General features: G+C 68.7%; 18 protein-coding genes and 3 pseudogenes. 15 read left to right on the plus strand and 6 right to left on the minus strand.

The window, feature by feature from the left end:
• Nucleotides 1–76: 76 nt before the first annotated feature.
• Complete coding sequence (locus ACF07S_RS26665; RefSeq protein ID WP_391966963.1) at nt 77–1069, minus strand: GlxA family transcriptional regulator; 993 nt, start codon at nt 1067–1069, stop codon at nt 77–79.
• Nucleotides 1070–1121: 52 nt separating this feature from the next.
• Here ACF07S_RS26665 and ACF07S_RS26670 point away from each other — a divergent pair, with 52 nt between their 5' ends.
• Nucleotides 1122–1517, plus strand: coding sequence for a cupin domain-containing protein (locus tag ACF07S_RS26670; protein WP_391966962.1), 396 nt, complete (start codon nt 1122–1124; stop codon nt 1515–1517).
• 329 nt (nt 1518–1846) lie between these two features.
• Here the strand turns inward: ACF07S_RS26670 and ACF07S_RS26675 are convergent, their stop codons facing one another.
• Nucleotides 1847–3337: a dienelactone hydrolase family protein gene (locus ACF07S_RS26675; protein ID WP_391966961.1), complete on the minus strand. Its 1491-nt coding sequence runs from the start codon at nt 3335–3337 to the stop codon at nt 1847–1849.
• Between the two features lie 679 nt (nt 3338–4016).
• On the opposite strand from ACF07S_RS26675, the gene ACF07S_RS26680 reads away from it, so the two are divergent.
• Nucleotides 4017–4877: a MerR family transcriptional regulator gene (locus ACF07S_RS26680; protein ID WP_391975305.1), complete on the plus strand. Its 861-nt coding sequence runs from the start codon at nt 4017–4019 to the stop codon at nt 4875–4877.
• Between the two features lie 513 nt (nt 4878–5390).
• On the opposite strand, the gene ACF07S_RS26685 is transcribed toward ACF07S_RS26680, so the two are convergent.
• Nucleotides 5391–6014: an NAD(P)H-dependent oxidoreductase gene (locus ACF07S_RS26685; RefSeq protein ID WP_391975306.1), complete on the minus strand. Its 624-nt coding sequence runs from the start codon at nt 6012–6014 to the stop codon at nt 5391–5393.
• Nucleotides 6015–6150: 136 nt separating this feature from the next.
• Complete coding sequence (locus ACF07S_RS26690) at nt 6151–6990, minus strand: NAD(P)H-binding protein (protein ID WP_391975307.1); 840 nt, start codon at nt 6988–6990, stop codon at nt 6151–6153.
• Nucleotides 6991–7071: 81 nt separating this feature from the next.
• Between ACF07S_RS26690 and ACF07S_RS26695 the strand changes: the two genes are divergently transcribed.
• Nucleotides 7072–8016 carry a cupin domain-containing protein gene (locus ACF07S_RS26695; protein ID WP_391966957.1) on the plus strand — a complete coding sequence of 315 codons (945 nt, stop codon included), beginning with the start codon at nt 7072–7074 and terminating at the stop codon, nt 8014–8016.
• Between the two features lie 42 nt (nt 8017–8058).
• Here the strand turns inward: ACF07S_RS26695 and ACF07S_RS26700 are convergent, their stop codons facing one another.
• On the minus strand, nt 8059–9261 hold the full coding sequence (locus tag ACF07S_RS26700; RefSeq protein WP_391975308.1) for an IS110 family transposase: 1203 nt from the start codon (nt 9259–9261) through the stop codon (nt 8059–8061).
• Between the two features lie 505 nt (nt 9262–9766).
• Nucleotides 9767–10249 (minus strand): ATP-binding protein, encoded by a 483-nt coding sequence (locus tag ACF07S_RS26705; RefSeq protein ID WP_391975309.1) that lies wholly within the window; start codon nt 10247–10249, stop codon nt 9767–9769.
• Between the two features lie 198 nt (nt 10250–10447).
• On the opposite strand from ACF07S_RS26705, the gene ACF07S_RS26710 reads away from it, so the two are divergent.
• From ACF07S_RS26710 to ACF07S_RS26765, 12 genes and pseudogenes are all read left to right on the plus strand, one after another.
• The gene (locus ACF07S_RS26710) at nt 10448–10777 is read left to right on the plus strand and encodes an STAS domain-containing protein (protein ID WP_391966954.1); all 330 of its coding nucleotides are present in this window, start codon (nt 10448–10450) and stop codon (nt 10775–10777) included.
• Nucleotides 10778–11105: 328 nt separating this feature from the next.
• Nucleotides 11106–11900, plus strand: a complete 795-nt coding sequence (locus ACF07S_RS26715) for a nuclease-related domain-containing protein (RefSeq protein ID WP_391966953.1) — start codon at nt 11106–11108, stop codon at nt 11898–11900.
• A gap of 148 nt (nt 11901–12048) precedes the next feature.
• Nucleotides 12049–13265: pseudogene (locus tag ACF07S_RS26720) on the plus strand (IS3 family transposase); the annotation flags it as partial.
• A 503-nt stretch (nt 13266–13768) separates the two neighbouring features.
• Nucleotides 13769–14011 (plus strand): peptidoglycan-binding protein, encoded by a 243-nt coding sequence (locus ACF07S_RS26725; RefSeq protein WP_391975310.1) that lies wholly within the window; start codon nt 13769–13771, stop codon nt 14009–14011.
• An 859-nt stretch (nt 14012–14870) separates the two neighbouring features.
• A complete protein-coding gene (locus tag ACF07S_RS26730) occupies nt 14871–15152 on the plus strand; it encodes an integrase core domain-containing protein (RefSeq protein WP_391966951.1) in 282 nt (93 codons plus the stop codon).
• Nucleotides 15153–15163: 11 nt separating this feature from the next.
• Nucleotides 15164–15852, plus strand: a pseudogene (locus ACF07S_RS26735) (Cmx/CmrA family chloramphenicol efflux MFS transporter); the annotation flags it as partial.
• A gap of 600 nt (nt 15853–16452) precedes the next feature.
• Nucleotides 16453–17103, plus strand: a complete 651-nt coding sequence (locus ACF07S_RS26740) for a VC0807 family protein (protein ID WP_391975311.1) — start codon at nt 16453–16455, stop codon at nt 17101–17103.
• Nucleotides 17104–17108: 5 nt separating this feature from the next.
• Nucleotides 17109–18317 (plus strand): aromatic ring-hydroxylating dioxygenase subunit alpha, encoded by a 1209-nt coding sequence (locus tag ACF07S_RS26745; protein ID WP_391975312.1) that lies wholly within the window; start codon nt 17109–17111, stop codon nt 18315–18317.
• 24 nt (nt 18318–18341) lie between these two features.
• A pseudogene (locus tag ACF07S_RS26750) lies at nt 18342–18648 on the plus strand (DDE-type integrase/transposase/recombinase); the annotation flags it as partial.
• Between the two features lie 390 nt (nt 18649–19038).
• On the plus strand, nt 19039–20070 hold the full coding sequence (locus ACF07S_RS26755) for a pentapeptide repeat-containing protein (protein WP_391966948.1): 1032 nt from the start codon (nt 19039–19041) through the stop codon (nt 20068–20070).
• Nucleotides 20071–20147: 77 nt separating this feature from the next.
• Nucleotides 20148–20408: a helix-turn-helix domain-containing protein gene (locus ACF07S_RS26760; protein ID WP_391975313.1), complete on the plus strand. Its 261-nt coding sequence runs from the start codon at nt 20148–20150 to the stop codon at nt 20406–20408.
• A gap of 588 nt (nt 20409–20996) precedes the next feature.
• Nucleotides 20997–21236: a transposase gene (locus ACF07S_RS26765; protein ID WP_391975391.1), complete on the plus strand. Its 240-nt coding sequence runs from the start codon at nt 20997–20999 to the stop codon at nt 21234–21236.
• Nucleotides 21237–21251: the final 15 nt, after the last annotated feature.

Below are 21251 nucleotides of genomic sequence, written 5' to 3' on the forward strand. Positions count from 1 at the left end.
GTGTTCTGGCCGTGCGCTATTCGGTCACTCCCCGACCGTGGCTGTATTCAGAAACCGTTGGGGGACGTCCCCGCCGTCAATTCACCTCTGGCCCGAACCGACGCTTGTACGCCGATGGGGTGATGCCCGTCTCGCGACGCATCAGCGTGCGCAAGTTGGTAGCGGTGCCCAGCCCGCTCCGCCGTGCGACCACCTCAAAGCGTGACTCGCCTCGTTCGATCAATCGGCAGGCCAAGGCAAGTCGTTCCCCTGTGAGCCACATCAATGGGGTCGTTCCCAGCTGCGCCCGGAAGCGACGATGCAGCGTCGCCGGGCTGACCGCCGCCTGTGCCGCAAGGTCTGACACCGTGAGCGGTGAGTCGAGCCGTTCCTGCGCCCAGGCCAGGACGGGTGCCAGGGACTCGTCGGGGAAGTCGGGCATGGGACGCTCCACGAACTGCCGCTGCCCGCCGTCCCGGTGCGCGGCGAAGACCAGTCGCCGACTCACGGAGTTGGCAATCTCGGCGCCGTAGTCGCGGCGGACCACATGCAGCCCGAGATCGAGTGCGGCCGCGCTTCCCGCAGCGGTGAGGATGTCACCGTCATCCACGAACAGCACGTCTGTTTCGAGGTGGACAGCAGGGAAGCGGGATCGGAAAGAAGCCGCCCACTGCCAGTGGGCGGTGGCCCGCCGCCCGTCGAGCACGCCGGCCTCGGCCAGGCTGAAGGCGCCACTGCAGAAGCCGATCAGGCGTGCGCCACGCGCGTGCGCCCGCCGGATGGCGTCGAGCACAGCGGGTCGGCGGGGCACCTCGACGTCGGGGCGGTTGGGGACGATCAGGGTGTCCGCCGCATCGGCCGCCTCCAAGCCGGCGACTCCCGTGAGCGTGAAGAATCCGTCCCGCATCGGGGTGCGGGGCTCGGGGGAGCAGAGCCTGAAGTCGTAGAGGGCGCGGCCGATCTCCGGCCTGCGGAGGCCGAAGACCTCGGTTGCACAGCCGAGCTCGAAAGGGTTCGAGTTCTCGTCCACGATCACGACCACCCGGTGTGTGCCCGCCGCGTGAGCTTGGTGCGAGGATTCTTTCGTCATGTGCAATTCCTAGCACTCACGCTGCCCCTGCGAAACGGCGGAGGATGAGCCCATGAGTAACCAGCCCATCCCCCTCAGCCAGGCTCTGGCCTCCTTCGATGCGTTGTGGAGCCCCCGCATCGTCACGCGCGTCAACGACTACGACGTCCGGATCGCCAAGGTCGCAGGCGAACACATCTGGCACGCCCACGACGACACCGACGAATTCTTCTTGGTGCTCGACGGGGAGTTGCACATCTCCTTGCGTGAGCCCGAGGGTGAGCGCACGGTCCTGCTTCCGCAGGGAGCGGTCTTCACCGTCCCCGCAGGTACCGAGCACAAACCGTACGCACCCTCCGGTGCCGCGATCCTCATGTTCGAGCCGACTGGGACACCAACCGTGGGCGACCGCCACGATGAGATTCCCGATCACGTGGACGCAACGACTGGACACACCCTCAAGGCCTGAGTGGACAGGCTGCGTCGGCAGCCGACCACCCCGGATCAGACCTTTCCGAGGCGTGATGCGGACCTCCTGCGCTGGAGCCCACCGAACTCACCGCATGGCCTCAAAACAAGATCACCGAGTGGCCGTCGATACACCACTCCAGCGGACGTGACCCGCCTCGGCACCGACGGGCACCACCGTTGTGGCAGGGCTACGCAGCAGCCCCTGCCCTGCCAGGAGTCGCGGCCTTTCTTGACCGCGATGGCCGCGATGATCTGGGCGGCGATCGGACCGGCTCGGGGCCAGCCCAGGATGGCTTGCTGTGCCGTCGGCTTTCGTGGCACAGCTGATCAGCGGCTGTTGTCCGGGGGGTAGACGCTGAGGTTGCCGTAGGCCGACAGAACGCTGGCGAGGTCACCGGGTTTGTGCCGCAGGGTGGTGTCCAGGAAGGCGAGCGTGGTTGCGGCGACGACGTGCGGGCTGTCGGTGCGGCCCAGGGAGCCGACTGCCGAGGGCACAGGCGGCAGGTACAGGGGGCCGTCCATGAAGGTGAGGTGTGCGGCGCCGGGGATGGTGATCCGGTAGCTCGTCGCGGTGTTGAGCTTGAGGGCCTTGGTGAGGCGGGGTAGGTAACGCGGGTCGGTTCCCGGGGTGATGGCCTGGGTCAGCGCGAGCGTCGGCTGCTGGAGGGAGGGGGAAGTGGGGCCGTGGGGGTAGCCGTCCAGATCGATGACGGCGTCGAACCGGCGGTCCTGCCGGGCTGCCTGGAAAGCGGCGGCACCACCCATGGAGTGGCCGGTGACCGCGACCCGGCTGGTGTCCAGGCGTCCGGTCAGCGGGCCGGCAATCTCGCCTCGGTCCAGATGGTCCAGCTGAGTGAGGACGAAGCTGAGGTCGGCGGCCCGGACAGCCGTCCAGCTGACCGCCAGTTCGTCGTCCTTGTCCCGGACTCCGGTGGAGGCGGTCCTGGTGTGAATCGTCCGGCCGTCGGCGAGGACGACGGCGGCGGAGTCGTACGGGTGGTCGAGGCCGACAACCACATAGCCATGGCTGGCCAGTTCCTCCGCCCAGGCGGTGCTCTGGGTACGCACTCCGCCCGACCCTGGAGAGAACAGCACGACCGGGAACCGTTCGCCTCCACCGGCCACCGGAGCGTTGAAGACCGAATGGGTGTGGGCACGCGGGACGCCGTTGACCAGGAAGCCAGGCAGGCCGACCTGGCGGGCGAGGGCGTCGGAGACGGTGCGCGCCTCGTGCTCCGTGCGTCCGAGGTACTGGGCCCGCTGCACGCCTGCGGGGCTCTTCTGCGCGGGATACCAGAGCTGGATCACAACCGTGCGCCGGTCGTGCGGATCGGCGGTGAATGTCTCGGGGCGGCGCGGGTCGGTCTTCTGCACCACCTGGGTGCCGACCGCGAAACGGCCCGACGGCTCGGGGAACACGGGTACAGGAAAGGCCCAGGCGGCCACCGGACCCGTGGCCATCAAGCCGAGGCAGACCATCGACCCCGGCAACGCCAGCCACCAACGGGCCCGCCACGCCGGCCGGCCGGTATGGCGTCGCAGCAGGGGAGAGAGGGTGAACGGCAATGCAATGGCAGCGCCTGCCAGCACCGGCAGCATCTGCCAGCGGATCCCCACCACACTCAGCACGATCGCGGACAGTACGAGAACCGTCACCGCCGCGATCGTGACGCGTGGGCGAGCCGCGAGGGAAAGCCAGCGCGCCACCACCAGCGCAACGGCACCCAGCAAGGCAAGAACTTCCAGAGGGGACATGTACAGCCCCGCGATGGTCTCGGTCACCCGGCCATCCTCGGGGCGGGGCGTGCGATGCCACATCGATCCCGAGTCGCGATCGCATGCGACCAGAGTCGCAATCGAGCACGTCAGGTGAACGGCCGCTTTGCGACCGCAGGAGGTAGCGGACTCCTCCTGCGGTCGTATCTCGGCGCGGTGCCATCAGGCGGTGGACCCATGTGCTTCGCAGGCTCGCGGCCACCGCGGCCGCAGTACGCGCCGGAGAACGCGGGATGTGCGCTCCTTGTACCCGACGGCTCCGGCTGCACGTGGTGTCGGCGATTTGGTCACGCGGCTGTGACGCGCTGCGTAATCCATCAAGGAATGACTCGCCACGACTGCCTGGCCAGTCCAACTTCAGTGACAGACGATCCATCGTCGACGTCGGAGGACAGCGGCGCAGAACTCGGAGACGATCGCGAAGGAGATTGTCACCATCGGCACCGCCATGACCGGTGGCATCGCCGCGTGGGTGGTCTCACCGTGCACCGTGCCCTGTGACCAGGGACGCTGCCGCCCTGATGGCACTCATTGACTGAATTCCCCACCCCTGCTCTGTTCCCAAGTCTGTTTATCCGGGACTTTTCTCCGCCCGTGCAGCGATCCGTACGGCCCTTGATGGTGCGAGAGCGCGGGCGCGCCTACGGCAGCAGGATTTGCATGTGCCGTAGCGGCATGTGGTCCAGTAGGCGGCGAGCACGACATGGAGAGGTTCCCTCGCATGCCCCTTCCTGCGATTCCCCGCCGGGTCAAGATCGGCGATGCCGCCGCGTTCGCCGGGACCACACCCCGCGCCATCCGCCACTACCACGCCATCGGGCTCCTCGCCGAACCGGAACGCGGCAGCGACGACCGCCGCCGCTACGGATACGACGACATGATCCGCCTGCTGTGGATCCGCAGGATGGCTGATGCGGGTATCTCCCTGGACGACATCCGGACCGGCTTTGAGGGCGCCACCGGCATCGAGCAGTCCCTGGCCCGCCTGGAGGAGTCCCTCGCTTCCAAGGCCGCCGCCATCGAGGCCCAGCGGGCCGCCGTGAACCGTCTCCGCGAGGTGGGAAGCCCCCTGGGCCTGCTCTCACCGCTGGTCACTGGCCGCCTGCGCGACCTACCGCCCGGAGCCCTGCGCTCCGCCGACCTCGATACCCTCCTGGTCACGGAGCGCATCTTCGGCCCTCTGGGCGCCGCTATCCAGGCCGACCGGTTCATCGTCCTGGCCATCCACCCCGAGCTGCGGGCCGAGGAGGACCGACTGGCCGAGGCCGAGGCGGCCCTGGACGACACCATGTCCCCCGACGACCCCCGCATCGAAGACCTGGCCGCCCAGCGATGTGATCACGAGACCGCCCTGGCAGCCGCCATCGAAAGATCCGGCCTGGAAGAGGCCCTCGACGTCCTCCTGGACCGGGAGGACGAGCACGCCGGCGAGGAAGAAGGCGGGGCGGGGATGAGCGTGATGGAGGCCATCGGCAAGATGCCGTACGACTTCTCCCCGGCCCGCGTCCGGTACGAGGAACGTGTCATCGAACTGTTTCACTCGGCCGATCAGGACGGCGACAGGAACCCACGGACCTGCTGACTGGCGTCGGCGCCCGGAGCGTTCCCGACAAGAGCAGCCCGGAGTGGTGCGGCGCGAGCATAGCCCCGTTGCTCCTGGCGGTCGTTGGAATTGCGTGACGAACACCAAAGAGTACGCCGAGGGCACCTGCCCGCTCGTCTGCCAGTGCCGTCTGCCGCTGTCCACGCACACCGTCGACCACCTAGCCGACCTGCTGCGTCGGCACCTGAAGGCGATACGGTCCAGGTGGCGGATCCTGCCGCCCGGGAAGATCGCAGTGACCGTCCTGGCCGTGCTGCGCCACGACCGGCGCCTGTCCGACATGGCCGGCGGCAGCAACGTGTCCGAGTCCACCGTCCGCCGCTGGCGCGACGAGCTGATCACGCTGCTCGACGCCCGAGCTCCGCGCCTGGACCGCGCCCTGAAGAAGATCGCCAAGCGGGGCGGGGAAGCAGTCCTCATCGACGGCACCCTCATTCCCACCCAACGCCGCACCGGAAGAGCCGACCGGCGGAACTACTCCGGCAAACGAGGTCACGCGGGCGGTGGGCCGGCCTGTACGGCTTCGCTGACTACGCGTACGGCGCGTTCGACGCTCGCCGCCGTGACCCCGGAGGAAGGCTGCTCGGATTCGTGGATGAACGCGGTGGCACCGCGGCGGCTTCCGACGTAGTCGATGATGCCGTGCTCGATCTGTGTCCGCAGCGCCTGTTCATATCCACGACGCTCGTATGCGCCGGAGTCGGCGCCGGCGATGGGCAGCAGATGCGTCGTGAGCCGCTGGAGCCTCGGGCGCAGACCCGACGCCGCCGAGTACTCGAAGGCCCAGCCGTTGACGAACACGCGGTCGATCCACCCCTTCAGCAACGCCGGCATGGACCACCAGTACACCGGAAAGACCAGGACGAGGTCGGTGGCGCGGTCGAGACGACAGTGTTCGCGGGCAACATCGGGAGGGTAGTTGCCGCCTTCGTGGTAGGCGCGGCGGTCCGCCGGGGTGAACCTGGGGTCGAACTGCTCCCGGTGCAGGTCCGCCACCTCGACAGCCCGGGGACGGAGGGCCGAGGCGAGTCGTGTCGCCACGTGGTGAGTCAGGGAATCGGGGTCCGGGTGTGCGGTGACCAGCAGGGTCAGCGGGTTGTTGTCGTTGATGCTCATGTCAGCGCTTCCGTGGATGCGGGGTACGGATCCGAGGTCGTGGTAGGAGGCGTCGCGTCGTCGGCCATGGGCATACCCATGCGTAGGGCCGCGCCGGGCGGCCGCAGCCGCGGCCGCGGGTGAAGTGCCGCGCGGGTCACCGCTCGTCCCACGCGCCCGACGCGGCCGCCCGAACGACGTAGTCCTCGAAGGGTCGAGGCGCCCGTCCCAGCACGGAAGCCAGATCGTCGGTCGTCCCGGCGATCAGTCCGCTTTCCATCAGCACGAACATCGCGGCGATGTCGTCGGCGTCGTGCCGGCTCAGGCCCTGCCCGGCGAGGGACGAGGTGTACTCGTCCCGGGTGATCCGCCGGTAAGTGAGAGGCCGCCCGGACGCCCGGGAGATCAGCTCAACGGCTTCGGCGAAGGTGAGGGAGCGGGGACCGCTCAGCTCGTACACCCGCCCGGCGTGCCGGTCCCCTTCGGTCATCACTGCGACCGCGGCATCGGCGAGGTCCTCGACATCGACGAAGGGCTCGGGAACTTCGCCGGCCGGAAGCGCCAGTGTGCCCGCGACCAGCGGGGCGTGGAAGACGTCCTCGTCGAAGTTCTGGGCGAAGTTCGATGCCCGCAGGACTGTCCACCCCAGTGACGAGCCGCGTACGGCCTCCTCGGCCGACCGCATGTGCTGTCCGAAGGCGGAGTCGCCCCAGCCGTCCGCACCGCGCCCGGAGAGCAGGACCAGCCGCCGCACCCCGGCAGCTTCGGCCCGCGCTACGAACTGGTGCATCGGACCCGGCACGGGCGGGGGCACCACGTAGGCCACGTCGACGTCCCGCAGGACGGTGTTCCAGCCGTCGGGCTCGGACCAGTCGAACCGGACCCGGCTCGACCGGGAGGCGGCGCGCACCGGTGTGCCGTGCAGCCGCAACCGAGCGGCGATCCTGCGACCTGTCTTGCCGGTCGCACCGAGAACGAGGTGATTTTTTCGCGTCATGACAACTACAGAACACGCACTGGCCACATGATCACATGGGTAAGAAGCCGGGACACCTTTGTGATCGTCTACTCTGTCGCTGTGGACGTCACCAGCGACCTCTTCCGCGGGGTGCGGGCTCGCGGCTCCCTGTTCGGCAGTTCGACGCTGTCCCCGCCCTGGTCACTGCACTTCGTGGACGGTGCACCGCTGACCTTGTGCACCGTCCTCAGCGGGGCGGGCTGGATCGTGCCGGAGGGACATCCGCCCGAGCGGCTCGGCGCCCACGACACGATCGTGGTGCGCGGCCCCACGACATTCACCTTCGTCGACGAGCCCGGCAGCACCGCCGAGCCGATCATCTGCGGAGAGCACTGCGCGACACCCGAGCAGGGCGGCACCCGGCACCGACTGGGCTGGAACGATCCCGGCGAAGGGGGCAGCGACGATAGGAGTGCGACGACCCTGGTGGTCGGCGCCTATCCGGTCCGCGGTGAGATCAGCCGGCGGTTGATGGACATGCTGCCCGTCGTGCTACGTGTAGACGCCGGAGGCACAGGCGACCCCGTACTGGACCACCTCGCCGCCGAGGTCGCCCGTGACGAACCGGGCCAGCAGGTCGTGCTCGACCGGCTCCTCGACTGGATGCTGGTCTGCACGCTGCGCACCTGGCTGGACAGGCCCGGTGGCCGCCCCCCGGCTTGGTGGACCGCCCAGAAGGACCCGGTGGTCGGCCAAGCGCTGCGCCTCTTGCACGCCGAGCCGGCGGCGCCGTGGACGGTGGGCGAGCTGGCCCGGCGCACGGGAGTGTCCCGCTCGACACTGGCAAAACGGTTCGCCGATCTGCTTGGTGAACCGCCGCTGGCCTATCTCACCCGCTGGCGCATGACGCTGGCGGCGGATCTCCTGATCGAACAGGGATCCTCGACCGTCGCCCACGTCGCCCGTGCCGTCGGCTACACCGATCCGTTCGCGTTCAGCGTGGCGTTCAAGAGAATCCGGGGTACCAACCCGAGCGAGTTCCGCCGCACGGCCGAGGCGCACTGACTCTGTTGTTCGTTCGCGGGGGGGGTGCCCCTATTGGTTTCGTCAACCTGTTGGGGCGGGTTGGGGTTGGTAGAAGGTTCCGTCGCGGAGCATGGCGAAGAGTACGTCGGCTCGTCGTCTTGCGAGGCAGAGGAGGGCTTGGGTGTGGTGTTTGCCCTGGCTGATCTTCTTGTCGTAGTAGGCCCGGGAGGCCGGGTCGGCCAGGGCCGCGAACGCGGAGAGGAAGAAGGCCCGTTTGAACTGTTTGTTTCCGCGTCTGGAGGGTTGTTCGCCGCGGATCGAGGTGCCCGAACTGCGGGTCGCCGGGGCGAGACCGGCATAGGCAGCGAGGTGGGCGGCGGACGGGAAGCTGGATCCGTCGCCGACGTCGATGAGGATGCGTGCTCCGGGCCTGACGCCGATCCCCGGCATGGACGTCAGGACCTTGGAAAGAGGGTGGGAATCCAGCAGTTCCTCGATCCTCGTGGCGAGGAGCTTCCGCTGGTCAAGCACTGCTTGGAGCGATCCGGCGAGACTGGGAACGATCAGTGCGGCCGCGTCCGTGCCCGGGACGACGACGGTCTGCTCGTCCAGTGCGGTGAAGATGTCCTCGACCAGCCGTTCGGCCATCCGCGGTGCCTTCGGACGTATCAGCGTCACGAGCCGGCGCCGTCCGGCTTTGCGGATCTGGGCAGGCGAGCCGAACTGGTCGAGAAGCTTGAGCACTGCCGGATGCTGCACTCGCGGACCCAGGACCCGCTCGAGCGACGGATGGATCTGCGTGAGCAGGCCCCGCAGGCGGCTGCTGATGCGGGTGGCCTCCCCGGCCAGGTCGTCGTCGAAGCCGACGATCATCCCCAGCTCGGCGAGGGTCTCGTCTTCGAGCTCGACCGAGCGGAGGATATGAGGCATGACGCGGGCCGCGTCGGCGATGACGAACGCGTCGCGGGCGTCGGTCTTGGCCTCACCGGCAGAGAGATCGGCGATCCGCCGCATCGTGAGTCCGGGCAGATAGGCGACCGGGCAGCCCATGTCCCTCGCGACCGCCGGCGGCAGGGCGCCGATCGAGGCCGGCTGGTCGACCACGACGAGCACGCTCCCGTGCTTGGCCTGCAGCTTTCCGAAGACCTCGCGGAGCTTCGGTTCGCTGTTGGGCAGCCGTTTGTCGAAGGCTTTCTTCCCGGCCGGGGTGACGGCGGTGGCGTGGTGTTCGCCCTTGCCGACGTCCAGGGCGAGGAAGACGCCGATGTCGCTGACGTCGATCACGTGCTTCCTCCGGTTGCCTCCGCCCGGCCGTCCCACGGCACCGATCGCCACATCCACATTACGAAGAGCCTCCCGACCTGCGGAAAGGCCGGTGGTCATGCCCCTAATCAGCGGTCTGTCGATGCCTCCGGAGCCGGTGACACCACCCCCCAGGCCATGCGTTCGACAGGGGGAGAAAGTCATGCCAACTCCGAAGGCCGGGCACCCCATTGCGGGGCCACCAAGAAGGTAATGGGGAGGGCCTCGCGGAGCCGTGTCCTTGCCTGCCGCCGGGGATCAGGTGTCGGTGTCGGGCGTGGCGGGGTGGCTGTGCGGTGTGGGTGAGCCATTCGTCGATGCGGCTTGTGGTGTACAGAGTGCCGCCATGACGGGCAGCAGCAGGCACGCGGTTCAGATCACCGACTTCTCCCCTTTCACGGCAGGCGGCCTGTGGTCGGGTGCCCGCACCGGGGCTGGCGACGGCGTGCTGGTGTGAAGGTGCTGTGCCTGCCGCTTTCGGGCGCCCTCACAACGGGGGGCGTCCCGAGGGCATGCCGCCGGGGTCGTCGAGGAGGGCGATGCGGGCGGTTATGCGTTTGCCGACCGGCTCGCGCTGGACCTCGAAGCCCTGGCAGACGGCCATGACGATTTCCAGGCCGTGCTGGCCGACCCGGCCCGCGTCTGCCGCCCGGGCCACCGGCAGCGCCGGATCGGAGTCCCACACCACGACCTCCACCAGGTCCCCGTTGATCCGCAGCTCCATCATCACCGGGCCCGGCGCGTACTTGCGAGCGTTGGTGACCAGTTCGCTGACGGCCAGCTGGGTGAAGTCCATCGCGCGCTGGGAGACCGGCAGGCCGTGCTCGCTCTGGACGCGGGTGAGGAAGTCCACCGCGCGGTGGCGGGCCTGGGCGATGCAAGAGCTGTCGCCGTCCAGAGCGACGATGTCCTGGACGGCGCCGGACATCACGTCCCCGCCGCCCTCCGGTGCCGATTCCACTGGGTCCATGCCACTCCCCCGTCCACGCGTGCGCGTCTACCCCAGACGACGCCCCACATGCCCCTTTCGTTGCGGGGTATGGACCGTACTGGTGGATGCCCTTGACTCTCATGGCAGGCTGCAGATGCACGTCATGCCCGAGTCCGAACCAGCGAGCGCAGTTGAGGAACCGTGACGGATACCCATAGAGCAACGCGATCGGACCACATGTCGATCGATACCGAGACCATCGACGGCATCCGCGTCGTCACCGCGTACGGCGAGATCGACCACACCCACCGCGAGACGCTCTACCAGGAACTGGTCCCCTCCCAGGACGCCACGGGAACGCGCACCGTGCTCGACCTCGCCGGCGTGTCGTTCATGGACTCCAGCGGCATCAACATCCTCATCGCCGCCCACCAAGCCCTCACCGAAGCCGGTGGGTGGCTGCGCCTGGCCGGCGCCCACGGCCCGGTACTACGCGTCATGGAACTGGTCGGCATCGACACCCTCATCGACTGCCACCCCACCCCGCACCACGCCCTGACCGACTGACCCCTCCCTACAGCCCGCGTCCCAGCACGGCGAGGAGCCGGCCTCCGATCCTGACAGCGGGCTGGGGGCAGGCCCCGTCAGGTAGAGGAATTCCGGTCCTGCCCTGCATCATGGTGTAGGGGATCAAGGGTCACGCGTTCCGGTTTGAACCCCTGACGATCGCTGCGGGTGCGGCGGCCCACGACGCGCCCTGCTGAGGCGAGTCAGACCGTCCGCGCGGCGGAACCCCGCCTCCGGCCTGCGAATGCCTTGATCCCTCACACCACCGGGCGGGACGCCATCGCGCTTTTCGTAGCCGAGCGCATTGGCGAATTCATAGACTGCGACGATGCTGACCGAAGTGCTTTCCGACCACCCCGGCCGTCAACTCCGGCAGACCGAGGGGGCGATCGAACGTCACCATCGCGACGTCGCCGAGCACTCAGCGGCTGTCGCGGACCTTCGAGCACGGCACGCCGCGTCACGGCGGTGGTGGCAGCTCGGCAAGCGGCTGACGCAGTACTTTGAGGTACGCGAGCTGGAGGCCAAAGCACCAGCCATCGATCCGGCGCTCCTCCACCGCCGGGCGCAGCAGGAAGCAGGAGTGCTCGCCGAGGACACAGTGACCCTCGCGCTCCAAGAACTGTCGGACGAATGGCTCCTGTTCCGCGGGTACACCAACCGCAGAGGCGAGATCGACCACCTCCTCGTCGGGCCGGGTGGTGTCTGGGCGATTGAGGTCAAAGGACGCAACGTATGCGTGCACATACAGGGCGACTACTGGAGTTATGAAAAGTATGACCGATACGGAAATCTCGTCGGCCAGGGAGCGTTGACGGACCGCCGAGGCCGCAGCTGGGGCCGCCAGGTCAGCGAGCCCGCCTCCGCCCTGCAGACCTTCCTCGCCACGCGCGGCGTGTACACCACGGTCCACACAGCTGTCGCGGTCATCAACGACCGGGCGAGCTTGGGCGTCTGCGACAACTGTCCCATCGACGTGGTGAGCATCGGCACGCACTACCTGCTGGACTCCATCCAGGCCCAGTGGCCGGTCTTCGACGCCGGCACCTGCCACAAGATCGCTGCGCTGATACGCCGCGACCACACATTCCACGCGCAGCGCCGTGGATCACGACGCCGATGAAGCACGCCGTGAATTGGTCGATGTCAGCGCGAGTTTCGGGGGCCGACCGAGTTCTTCCCGCGCCTTGCCGCCTCCCGGGGTCTCCTCCTGAGTGGTGGACACGCTGATACTGGATCTGCTTGATCCGGAGGAAGCGAGAAGACCGCCGATGGCGATGAAGGACTACTCGGACGAGTTCAAGGCCGATGCCGTGGCCCTGTTCGAGTCCACACCCGGGGCGACCTACAAGAGCATCGCCGCCGACCTGGGTATCAACCGGGCCATCCTGCGCGCGTGGGTCCTGCGGAAGCGCGAACGGCGCGGGACCACCACTCCCGCAGCAGCCGGGTGGACGCCGACCCCCACCGGGACGTCACCGCCGGCCGATCCGGACGAGCGTATCCGGCAGTTGGAGGCCCGGGTCGCCGAGCTCGAGGCCAGTGAACGCAAGCTGGCGACCGAGCGGGACATACTCCGCAAGGCGGTCAGGTATTTCGCCGGGGAAACGAACTGGTGATGAGCCGCTTCCAGTTCGCCGACGACCACAGGGACGCCTTCGAGGTGAAGCGGCTCTGACAGGTCCTGGAGCTCAACAGGTCCAGCTACTACAAGTGGCTCTCCGACCGGGAGGCGAGGGCTGCCCGGCAGCACCGGGACCGGGTCCTGGCGGAGAGGATCCGCGAGGTCCACGGCGAGTCCGCCGGCGCCTAGAGCTCCCCGTGGGTGACCGCCGAACTCCGCGAAAGGGGCCTGCACGTCAACGAGAAGCGGGTCGCCCGGGTGATGCGGGCGTTCTCGATCACCGGCATCCGACTGCGCAGACGCATCCTCACCACCGTCCCCGACCCGGCGGCCTCGCAGGTCCCGGACATGTTCCAGCGGGACTTCACCGCCGCTGAACCAGGCCGGAAATACATGGGCGACATCACCTACCTCCCCCTCGAAAACGGCGAGTTCCTCGTCCTCGCAACCGTCCTGGACTGCTTCAGGCGGAAGGTCGTCGGCTGGTCCATCGCCGACCACATGCGCACCGACTCGGTCATCGACGCCCTGAAGATGGCCACCCGAACCCGCGGCGGCCTGGACGGCTCGACGTTCCACTCCGACCACGCAGCACAATACGGAACCAGGGCCTTTGCCGGCCTCTGCACCCAGCTTGGGGTCACCCGGTCCATAGGCGCCATCAGTACCAGCGCGGACAACGCCGCCTGCGAAAGCTTCCACGCCTCCTGCGAGCGCGAGACCCTCCAAGGCGCCCACGACCACGGCGGCCCGGTCACCTGCAGAAGAACGGTCTTCGCCTGGCTGACCCGCTACAAAACCCGCCGCCGACACTCCGCCAACGGCCACCTCAGCCCCAACAAATACGAACGCCGGCACCGCACCGATAAGTTGACACTCCCCTTCGCAATCTGGGACCAGATCACCGGCACCGCCGGCCTGCCCCCGCAACGGTCTGCCCCAGAGCCGGCGCCCGGGCCAGTCACACCCCCAGTACGCCATCAGACACTCACGCACCCAACAACGTGACAGCGCCGTGTGACGTCCTCCATCACCCTGGGTGCCAGCTGCGAGCTTGCCGACGCTGTCCCGCCCCGGACGCCCGCGAGTTGTTCAGGGTGACGGAGCAGATTACTGAATAATTAGGCGGGTGCTGGAGTCGGTACAGCGGGGCACCAGTCGGCGGACTCGGATCCGAACGCACCAGGGCGTCTGAGCTCCGGCGGCGCAGAAACCCCCGTAGTACTGCTTCCGACCGACCGAAGGGCGATGACATGAACCGTATCCGCCGACTGGCAGCTGCCACCTTGGTGACCGCCGCGCTCGCGGCCGCTACCACCACCGTGGCCGTCGGCCCGGCTGCCGCCAATGCCCAGACGGGCGCTGGCATGGTCTATTGCCGCTACGACGACCGGGAAACCCCGCCTACCATCTCCTACGGAGCACGGGGCGACACGGTCAAAGAAGCCCAGTGCCTGCTCCAGTTCAAGGGCTTCAACATCGGCTCCTCCGGAGTCGACGGGAACTTCGGCTCCTCCACCCGCAGCGCGGTCCGTGCCGCCCAGGCCGAGTACGGACTCGCTGTCGACGGGATCGTGGGCCCCCGGACCTGGTACTGGCTGCGCTTCTAAGCCCTCGGGGTCGACACCGACATGACCGTCTCGCAGACGGGGACGGTGCCGCCTGCTCGGCCCTCCCGTGGATGCCCGAGACAGGCGCCCGACGCGGACGGGAATCCGCTGGCGGCAGCGGTGGGTGCGGCCGGCGCCGGCCGCACCCACCAAGGGGAGGCGGGGAGCGGACAGCAGACCGCAGCCAGACACACCCGCTGCCCGTCCGGTAGCTGCCTGAACAGCGCGAAAGACCCTCCAGCAAGCTCCATCTGCTATGCGATGTCCTCCACCACGTACGCCGACAGTGCCGCGGTCAGATGATCCAGGGTGACGCGCGAGTCGGCCAGAGCGATCAGGTTCCGGCGCCCGGAGAAGACACCATTACGGTAGACGGCCTCATAGAACCCCTACAGGGTGCCGAAACTCACGTATAGCTGTTGACCAGGAAATTTACGAGGATCCGCAGTCCTGACAGACTCGGTCTGCATGGCGTTGCGCATGCTCTGCCTGACCTTCATTCGGCTCCTTGGACTGATCCTTCTCCTCTCCCGCGCAGACCGGACGAGGGATGCAGAGCTGCTGGCACTGCGCCGTGGGAATGCGGTACTGGGCCGGCAGCTCGGTGTCCGGCCAAGGCCGACCTGGCCGGAGCGTGCGGTCCTCGCCGCTCTCGCTCGGTACCTGCCCGGCAGACTCCGCCGACACCGCCTGGTCGCCCCCGGCACGCTGCTGTCCTGGCACCGACGTCTGATCTGCTGGAGGTGGCGGCAAAAACCCGCACGGACCGGGCGGCCACCGATCTCTGAGGAGCTCACCGCTCTGATCCTGTGCCTGGCCCGCATTCGACGCCTCCTTCACGAGCGAGAACATCGCGATCTTGAAGAGCGCGCCGCAGGCGCCTGGGACGAACGCCCACGCCGAAAGGTTCATCCGCAGCGTGCGGGCCGAGTGCACCGACCAGATGCTGATCTACAACGAGCAACACGCACGGCATGTCCTCGCCGAGTACGCCGAGCATTACACCTCCGGAAGGCCGCACCGGGCCCCGGAGCTTCGCGCACCAGCCGACGACCCGGACGTCATCCCCTTCCCCGCCCAGCGGATCCAGCGCCACGACGTCCTCAGCGGACTCATCCATGAGTACCGCGACACACCCTGACGAAGATCATGACGCTCTGGCAAACGCCCAGCTCAACGCTGCACGGGGCTTTTGTCACCCAACAAGGACGTGACGAGGATGAGACGACTGGCAGGCCGGCGCTGCGAGCGGAGCTCGCCCAGCTCACCAGGCAGCGGTTGATCCTGGTGATGCTGCTCGGCGCGCTGGTGAACGCGGCGACCTTCGGAAGCCTCACCTTCCTCGCCCCCGTGGTGACCGACACCGCTGGACTGGACGAGTGGTGGATCTCTGTCGCTCTGGTGCTCTTCGGTACCGGTTCCTTCGTCGGCGTCACCATCGCCGGCCGGCCGACAGGCGTCCCGGTCCGGTCATCGCAGTCGCCGGTCCGTTGCTGCTCATCGGCCGGCCGGCCCTGGCGATGCTGACCGACGAGCCGGTTGCTCTGTTCGTCCTCGTGTTCCTGCAGGGTGCGCTGTCCTTCGCGCTGGGCAGCACGCTGATCACACGGGTCCTCCACGAGGCCGCGGGAGCCCCCACCACGGCCGGCTCATATGCGACCGCGGCGCTCAGCACAGGCGCCGCCGTCGGCCCCGTCGTCGCCGCGGCCACCCTCAGCACCCAAGCCGGGACCCTCGGGCCGCTCTGGACGAGTGGACTCCTCGTCGCGGTCGCGCTGCTCATCGCGTTCCCCCTCCTCACCGCCATCACGGCCGGCCGGAACACCGAGGTGCCCCAGTGACACATGCGAACGCCCCCTTGAACATCGAGGGACGCCGAAGACTCGTGGAGCGCTGCCGCACCCGTCTGGCCGCGCACGTCGCCGCCGGGGCCGGTGTCTCCCGCGCCTGTCCGTCCAAGTGGAAGAACCGGTACGACACGTACGGCGAAGCCGGGCTGCAGGGCCATCCGAGCGTCCCACTGTCCTCAGCGCCCCCGACCCACCCGATGCTGTCGAACGGATCGAGCAGCTACGGCGGGACAACAAGTGGTCCGCCCGCCGGATCACCATCGAACTCGCGAACCGAGGCGTGCGGGTCAGCGAGCGCACCGTAAGCCGGTGGCCAGCGCGCCCGGGCATCGGCCACCGTCGCTTCCTCGACCCCGGCGGCTCGGCCGGCAGGCGCCCGTCGAAACGCATCGTGGCCCGCCAGCACCACCGGCATGGCCACGTGGGCGAGAAGACCGCAGATCACGGAACTGCCCCCATCGTCAACCAGGATGAAGAGCTACATCAAAGGATTTATCACGCATATCGCTCCTGGCGTCGATTCGGTGATCTTCGCCGGTCCCTACGGTTTTTCGTATGGCATCAGCAAACGGTCGGACCAGAACTCACGACATGCAGGCGTGGCGGACAGCGGCCACTCCGATCCTGTTCGCGGTGGCTCTTCCGCTGGCCGTTTTCTACGTTCTGCGGTCGCAGGGGGCCAGCCAGTGGCTGGCACTGACGCTCAGCGGGGCGGTCCCGGCGGTGCGCATGGCCATCGAGGCCGCCACCCGACGCCGCATGCACAGCTTCGACGTGTTCATCATCGGCATGCTGGCGGTGCGCATCGTGACGTCGTTGCTCACCGGCAGTCCACGGGTCATCCTCGTCAAGGACGCCTCGCTCTCGGCGGCTGCCGGGCTGTGGATCCTGGGCTCGCTTGTCGTGGCGAAGCCCTTCGCCTTCCAGGCAGGCCAGTACTGGCACGGGCCCACCGCTGCGCGCATCCGGGAAGCGGCCTGGAGCGTCTCGCCGGCGCTGCGCAGCGGACTGACCCGGCTGACGGTCCTGTGGGGCGGCGCCCAACTGCTGGACTGCGGTGCCGGAGTGCTCGTCGCCCTGCTGCTCCCGGTGGAGGCGGTTCCGGCACTCAACCGCGCGAAGGGACTGGCGCTGCTGTGCGCTGTCGTTCTCATCACCGTCTCCTACAGCCGCCGCTACGGGCGGCGGCACGCACTGTCCCTCTTCGGTTCAACACCCCTGCTCACCAGAAGGGAAAGCTGATCACCATGGCTCTCCACCAGACCGAGGCCACCGGCCCTGCGGCCCCCGCACCCTCCGCCCCCGAGGCGCTGCGCGCGACGCTCGCGGAGCTGCGGCGTCTGGCAGCGCTCCCGCTCGAACGCGGCCAGACACTGCCGCCCCATGCCTACACCTCTCCCGAGTTCTACGAACGGGAGGTCGAACGGATCTTCCGGCGGGAGTGGCTGTGCGTGGCACGGACCGAGGAGATTCCGCAGCCGGGGAGTTATCTGCGGCTGGACATCCTCGGCACACCCCTGGTGATCACCCGGGACGAGCAGGGCGAGTTGCATGCCCTGTCCCGGGTGTGCCGCCACCGGTTCATGGACCTCCTGCCGCCGGAGACCGCGCCGGAGCACGGCTGCCTGCGACGGCTGACCTGCCCGTATCACGCCTGGACCTACCGGTTGAACGGCCAGTACGCGGGGCAGCTCGCCGGTGCTCCACTGATGCAGCGGGTCGACTTCGACCGGGCAGGCTGCCGGCTCCCCGCTCACCGCGTCGAGGTCTGGAACGGCTTCGTCATGCTCAACCTCGATCCCGGCGCGGCACCGGTGGCGCCCGAACTGCACGGGCTGGACCTGCGGCTGAGCAGCCACGGCATCGCGGACTGGGTGAGCGTCCACACCCAAGTCTGGGAGGGCGTGCCCGCCAACTGGAAGGTGGCGGTGGAGAACGGTTGCGAGAACTACCACCACATGGGCACGCATGCGGCGACCCTGGACCCGGTGCTGCCGGCCCGGGACACGGAGGTCGACGAATGCGACGGTCGCTGGTTCACCATGTTCACACCGCTGTCCCATCCAGAGCGCGGTGGGACCGGCCCGGGAAGGCAGGCGCGAACCGGTCGGGGATCGCAGCCGGGGATGCTCATCGCCGGGATCTTCCCCCAGTTCGTCCTGGCGGTACTGCCCGACAGCGCGGTCGGCATCCGCTGGCTGCCCACCGGTCCCGCCACCCACGACACACGGATCACGGTCATGGTCCCGCCCGAAGTGGCGGACACACTCGGTTCCGCGGAGCAGTCGGACGGCCTACGCGCCCAGATCGCCCGGATCCAGGAAGAGGATCTGGTGGCCGTCCGCGGCGTTCAGCGTGGCCTGGCCTCCCACCCGGCTCCGTCCAACGGTCGGTTCTCCCATCTGGAACGCCCGCTGTGGCAATTCCAGCGCTACCTCGCGGAGCGACTGCTGTGACTGCCGCCGGGCGTCGACGGCCTGGAGGTCATGCCCTCGGTGGAACATCGCCCGCACAAGGGTCTGGACAACCGGACGGAGAACAGCCACCAGCCCACGAGGCAACGCGAGCGCGCGATGAAGGGTATTCCGCTCGGTAGGCGGGGCGCAGCGGTTCCTGTCCGTGTTCAGCGGCATCTCGCCTCACTTCCGGCCCCGCCGCCACCTGTCCGGGCAGATGCCCGCGGAGCGTGGCGACCTCTTCGCTCGCGTGGTGCAGGGGGCCGCCGCCGGGCAGGCCGGGGGTGACGGGCATCGCGACGCCGAGGGCGCGGGGGATGCCGGCCGGTGAGGTGTCCGGGACGGGGGCGTGCCGGCGGGCGTGGTGGAGCGCGCGGACGCTCGGCGTGCAGGAGGAGACCACGCGGTCCATCACCGTACGGGGTGCGGTGCCGACCGCCGTCGACCGCATCGGGCGCACGGTCGCTGCCGTTCACGCCATCGGGATCACCTGGCGCTCGAGACGAAAAGCGTTCAGTGATTCCGCCGACAGCGGCAACGCTGAACACGCCCCCTCCCAGCGCCCGGCCGTCCGCCCCCCGATCTGCTACGGACGGACGGGCCGGCAGGATATCGGGGGGAGGTTGACTGCAACTAGTCGTCCCTCCGGTTGGTCCTATCGGTCATGAATCCTCGTCCGTCTCGACGCCGGACCGAACGGCGTGGCCTGCGTCTGTGGCCTGTGGGCCCCGTCCTTGCGCTGGCCTTCACCGTCGCGCTCGTGGTCGCCGCCACGGTGTTCTACACCGCATGGGACCTGCTGGGGGCCCGGGAGGTGAAGACCGAGCACCGTATCGATTCCAAGACGCTGTTCGAACTGGTCAAACTTTCCTTCGGCGTGGTCGCCGGGGCCGGCGCGCTGGTCGCTTTGGTCGTGGCCTACCGGCGCCAGCGCGTCGACGAGGACGGCGCGCTGCGCGACGCCACCCGGCTTCACACCGAGCGCTTCACCACCGCCGTCTCCCAGCTCGGGGACGACTCCGCCGCCGTGCGTCTGGGCGGTGTGCACGCCCTGGCCGGCCTGGCCGACGACGCGCCCACCCGTGAACTGCGCCAGACCTGCATCGACGTCCTGTGCGCCTACCTCCGCCTGCCCTACACCCCCGAAACCGACCTGCCCGACGACGACGCCGAAGCACGGCACGTCTACCTTGCCCTGCGGGAAGTACGGCACACCGTCATCCGCCTCATCCGTGACCACCTCCGCCTCCCACCCCAGCACCCCCGCTCCTGGCAAGGCCACGACCTCGACTTCACCGGCGTCGTCTTCGACGGCGGAGACTTCACCGGCATCACCATCTCCAGTGGCACGGTCGATTTCAGCGGGGCGACGTTCTCCAATGGCGCGGTCCGATTCATCAGGACGAAGTTTTCCGGTGGCATGGTCTCCTTCATCGGGGCGAAGTTCCCCAATGGCGCGGTGTTCTTCCTCGAGGCGACGTTCTCCGGCGGCAAAGTCAGCTTCAACATGGCGAAGTTCTCCGGTGGCATGGTCTTCTTCACCGGGGCGGCGTTCTCCGGCGGCGAGGTCGACTTCGATGAAGCGGTGTTCTCCGGCGGCGAGGTCAGCTTCACCGGGGCGGCGTTCTCCGGCTGCCGGGTCAACTTTTCCGGAGCGACCGGTTCCGCGCCCCCTGGCCTGGTCCCGGACAACGGATCACCTCTGCCGAGCGGGCTTGCCCTGCCGGGAGCCTGGTATCCGGCGGGTCACTGACCGCCTGGCTCGGGGGTTGGTATCGGCTGTGTCGGGTGGGGTGTGGACTGGTGGCGGATGTGCGCATGCCGCGTCCGATGCTGAGTCCACGTGAGGCTGCCGCCGCGTGCGGGGTGAGCCGTACCACCGTCCGGCGTCGTCGTGAGGACGGCGCTTTCCCCGGCGCCGTCCTGGACGAGCGGCGTGGGTGGCTGCTCCCCGTGGAGGATCTGCTGGCGGCCGGGTTTCGACTGAACGCGCCCTCATCGCCCGACCCCGCCCCGGCCGGGGCGGACGGCGGGCAGGGTGCGCCCGGCGACGTCGCGTCCCTCAGGCCGCCCTCGAACGCGAGCGCCTGAAGCGCCGGCCGGCGGAGGCCCAGCACGGGCGGGAGCCGGCGGAGGAGCGGGGCTTGCGAGCCCGGGAGCGGCGTATCGAGTCGTTTGGGAGGACTCTTCGCGGGCTCTGTTGCCCGCTCCAATCCAGCGGACCGGTCTCCTCCCGCCCCACGGGTCGGGCCGAGGTCCTGAAGCGCGCGGAGCAGCTGCCCGCCTCCTTGCTGCGGTCGAGTGCCCTGGACTCGGGACCGATGAGGTGCCGGACATCCTGTTCGCCGGGCACGCCCAGCGCGGTACACGAGGCGGTGTCCCCGGGCAGCCGGAGAACGTCAGATCAGTCCGATGCCGCGTCCCGGCGGCGCCGTTCGCACGGGTCGGTCTCGGCCTGGCGCCACCGGTAGCAGGTGGAGGAGGGGACGGAAAGTTCCCGGAGTACGGGCTCGACCCCCAGGTGCGGGTGCTCGTCGAGGAGCACGGTCACCTGGGCCGGGTCGGATCGAGCCGGGCCGCGAAAAAAGCCGAGACCGTCCGCAGGACCTCGTTCGCCCGCTTGAGCTGGAGTTTTCCTTGCGCAGGGCGGCCAGCTCCTCACGCTCGGCGGTGGTGAGCATGTCGCCTCGCTCGCCGGCGTCGGTTGATGTGGGCGTGGGGCGGGGCGGTCCGACAGATGCCGAGTGGGAACGGCTGCGGCCGTTCCTGCCGGTCGGCAACGGGCGTTGTGGCCGGTGGCGGGATCATCGGCAGGTGATCGACGGGCTTCTGCATCGGGTGCGGACCGGGGTGCAGTGGCGTGACCTGCCCGAACGGTCCGGCCCGTGGAAGACCGTCTACGAACGCCACCGGCTGTGACCGGCCGACGGCACT

The organism is Streptomyces sp. NPDC016640 (assembly GCF_043076215.1).
In the GTDB taxonomy this organism is placed as follows: domain Bacteria; phylum Actinomycetota; class Actinomycetes; order Streptomycetales; family Streptomycetaceae; genus Streptomyces.

Coding starts and splice junctions, on each gene's coding strand:
- ACF07S_RS26705 (WP_391975309.1), bottom strand. CDS start 10,249: ATGGACCCAGTGGAATCGGCACCGGAGGGCGGCGGGGACGTGATGTCC.
- ACF07S_RS26690 (WP_391975307.1), bottom strand. CDS start 6,990: ATGACGCGAAAAAATCACCTCGTTCTCGGTGCGACCGGCAAGACAGGT.
- ACF07S_RS26675 (WP_391966961.1), bottom strand. CDS start 3,337: ATGTGGCATCGCACGCCCCGCCCCGAGGATGGCCGGGTGACCGAGACC.
- ACF07S_RS26765 (WP_391975391.1), top strand. CDS start 20,997: ATGTCGCCTCGCTCGCCGGCGTCGGTTGATGTGGGCGTGGGGCGGGGC.
- ACF07S_RS26670 (WP_391966962.1), top strand. CDS start 1,122: ATGAGTAACCAGCCCATCCCCCTCAGCCAGGCTCTGGCCTCCTTCGAT.
- ACF07S_RS26680 (WP_391975305.1), top strand. CDS start 4,017: ATGCCCCTTCCTGCGATTCCCCGCCGGGTCAAGATCGGCGATGCCGCC.
- ACF07S_RS26710 (WP_391966954.1), top strand. CDS start 10,448: ATGTCGATCGATACCGAGACCATCGACGGCATCCGCGTCGTCACCGCG.
- ACF07S_RS26685 (WP_391975306.1), bottom strand. CDS start 6,014: ATGAGCATCAACGACAACAACCCGCTGACCCTGCTGGTCACCGCACAC.
- ACF07S_RS26740 (WP_391975311.1), top strand. CDS start 16,453: ATGCAGGCGTGGCGGACAGCGGCCACTCCGATCCTGTTCGCGGTGGCT.
- ACF07S_RS26665 (WP_391966963.1), bottom strand. CDS start 1,069: ATGACGAAAGAATCCTCGCACCAAGCTCACGCGGCGGGCACACACCGG.
- ACF07S_RS26745 (WP_391975312.1), top strand. CDS start 17,109: ATGGCTCTCCACCAGACCGAGGCCACCGGCCCTGCGGCCCCCGCACCC.
- ACF07S_RS26725 (WP_391975310.1), top strand. CDS start 13,769: ATGGTCTATTGCCGCTACGACGACCGGGAAACCCCGCCTACCATCTCC.
- ACF07S_RS26760 (WP_391975313.1), top strand. CDS start 20,148: ATGCTGAGTCCACGTGAGGCTGCCGCCGCGTGCGGGGTGAGCCGTACC.
- ACF07S_RS26715 (WP_391966953.1), top strand. CDS start 11,106: ATGCTGACCGAAGTGCTTTCCGACCACCCCGGCCGTCAACTCCGGCAG.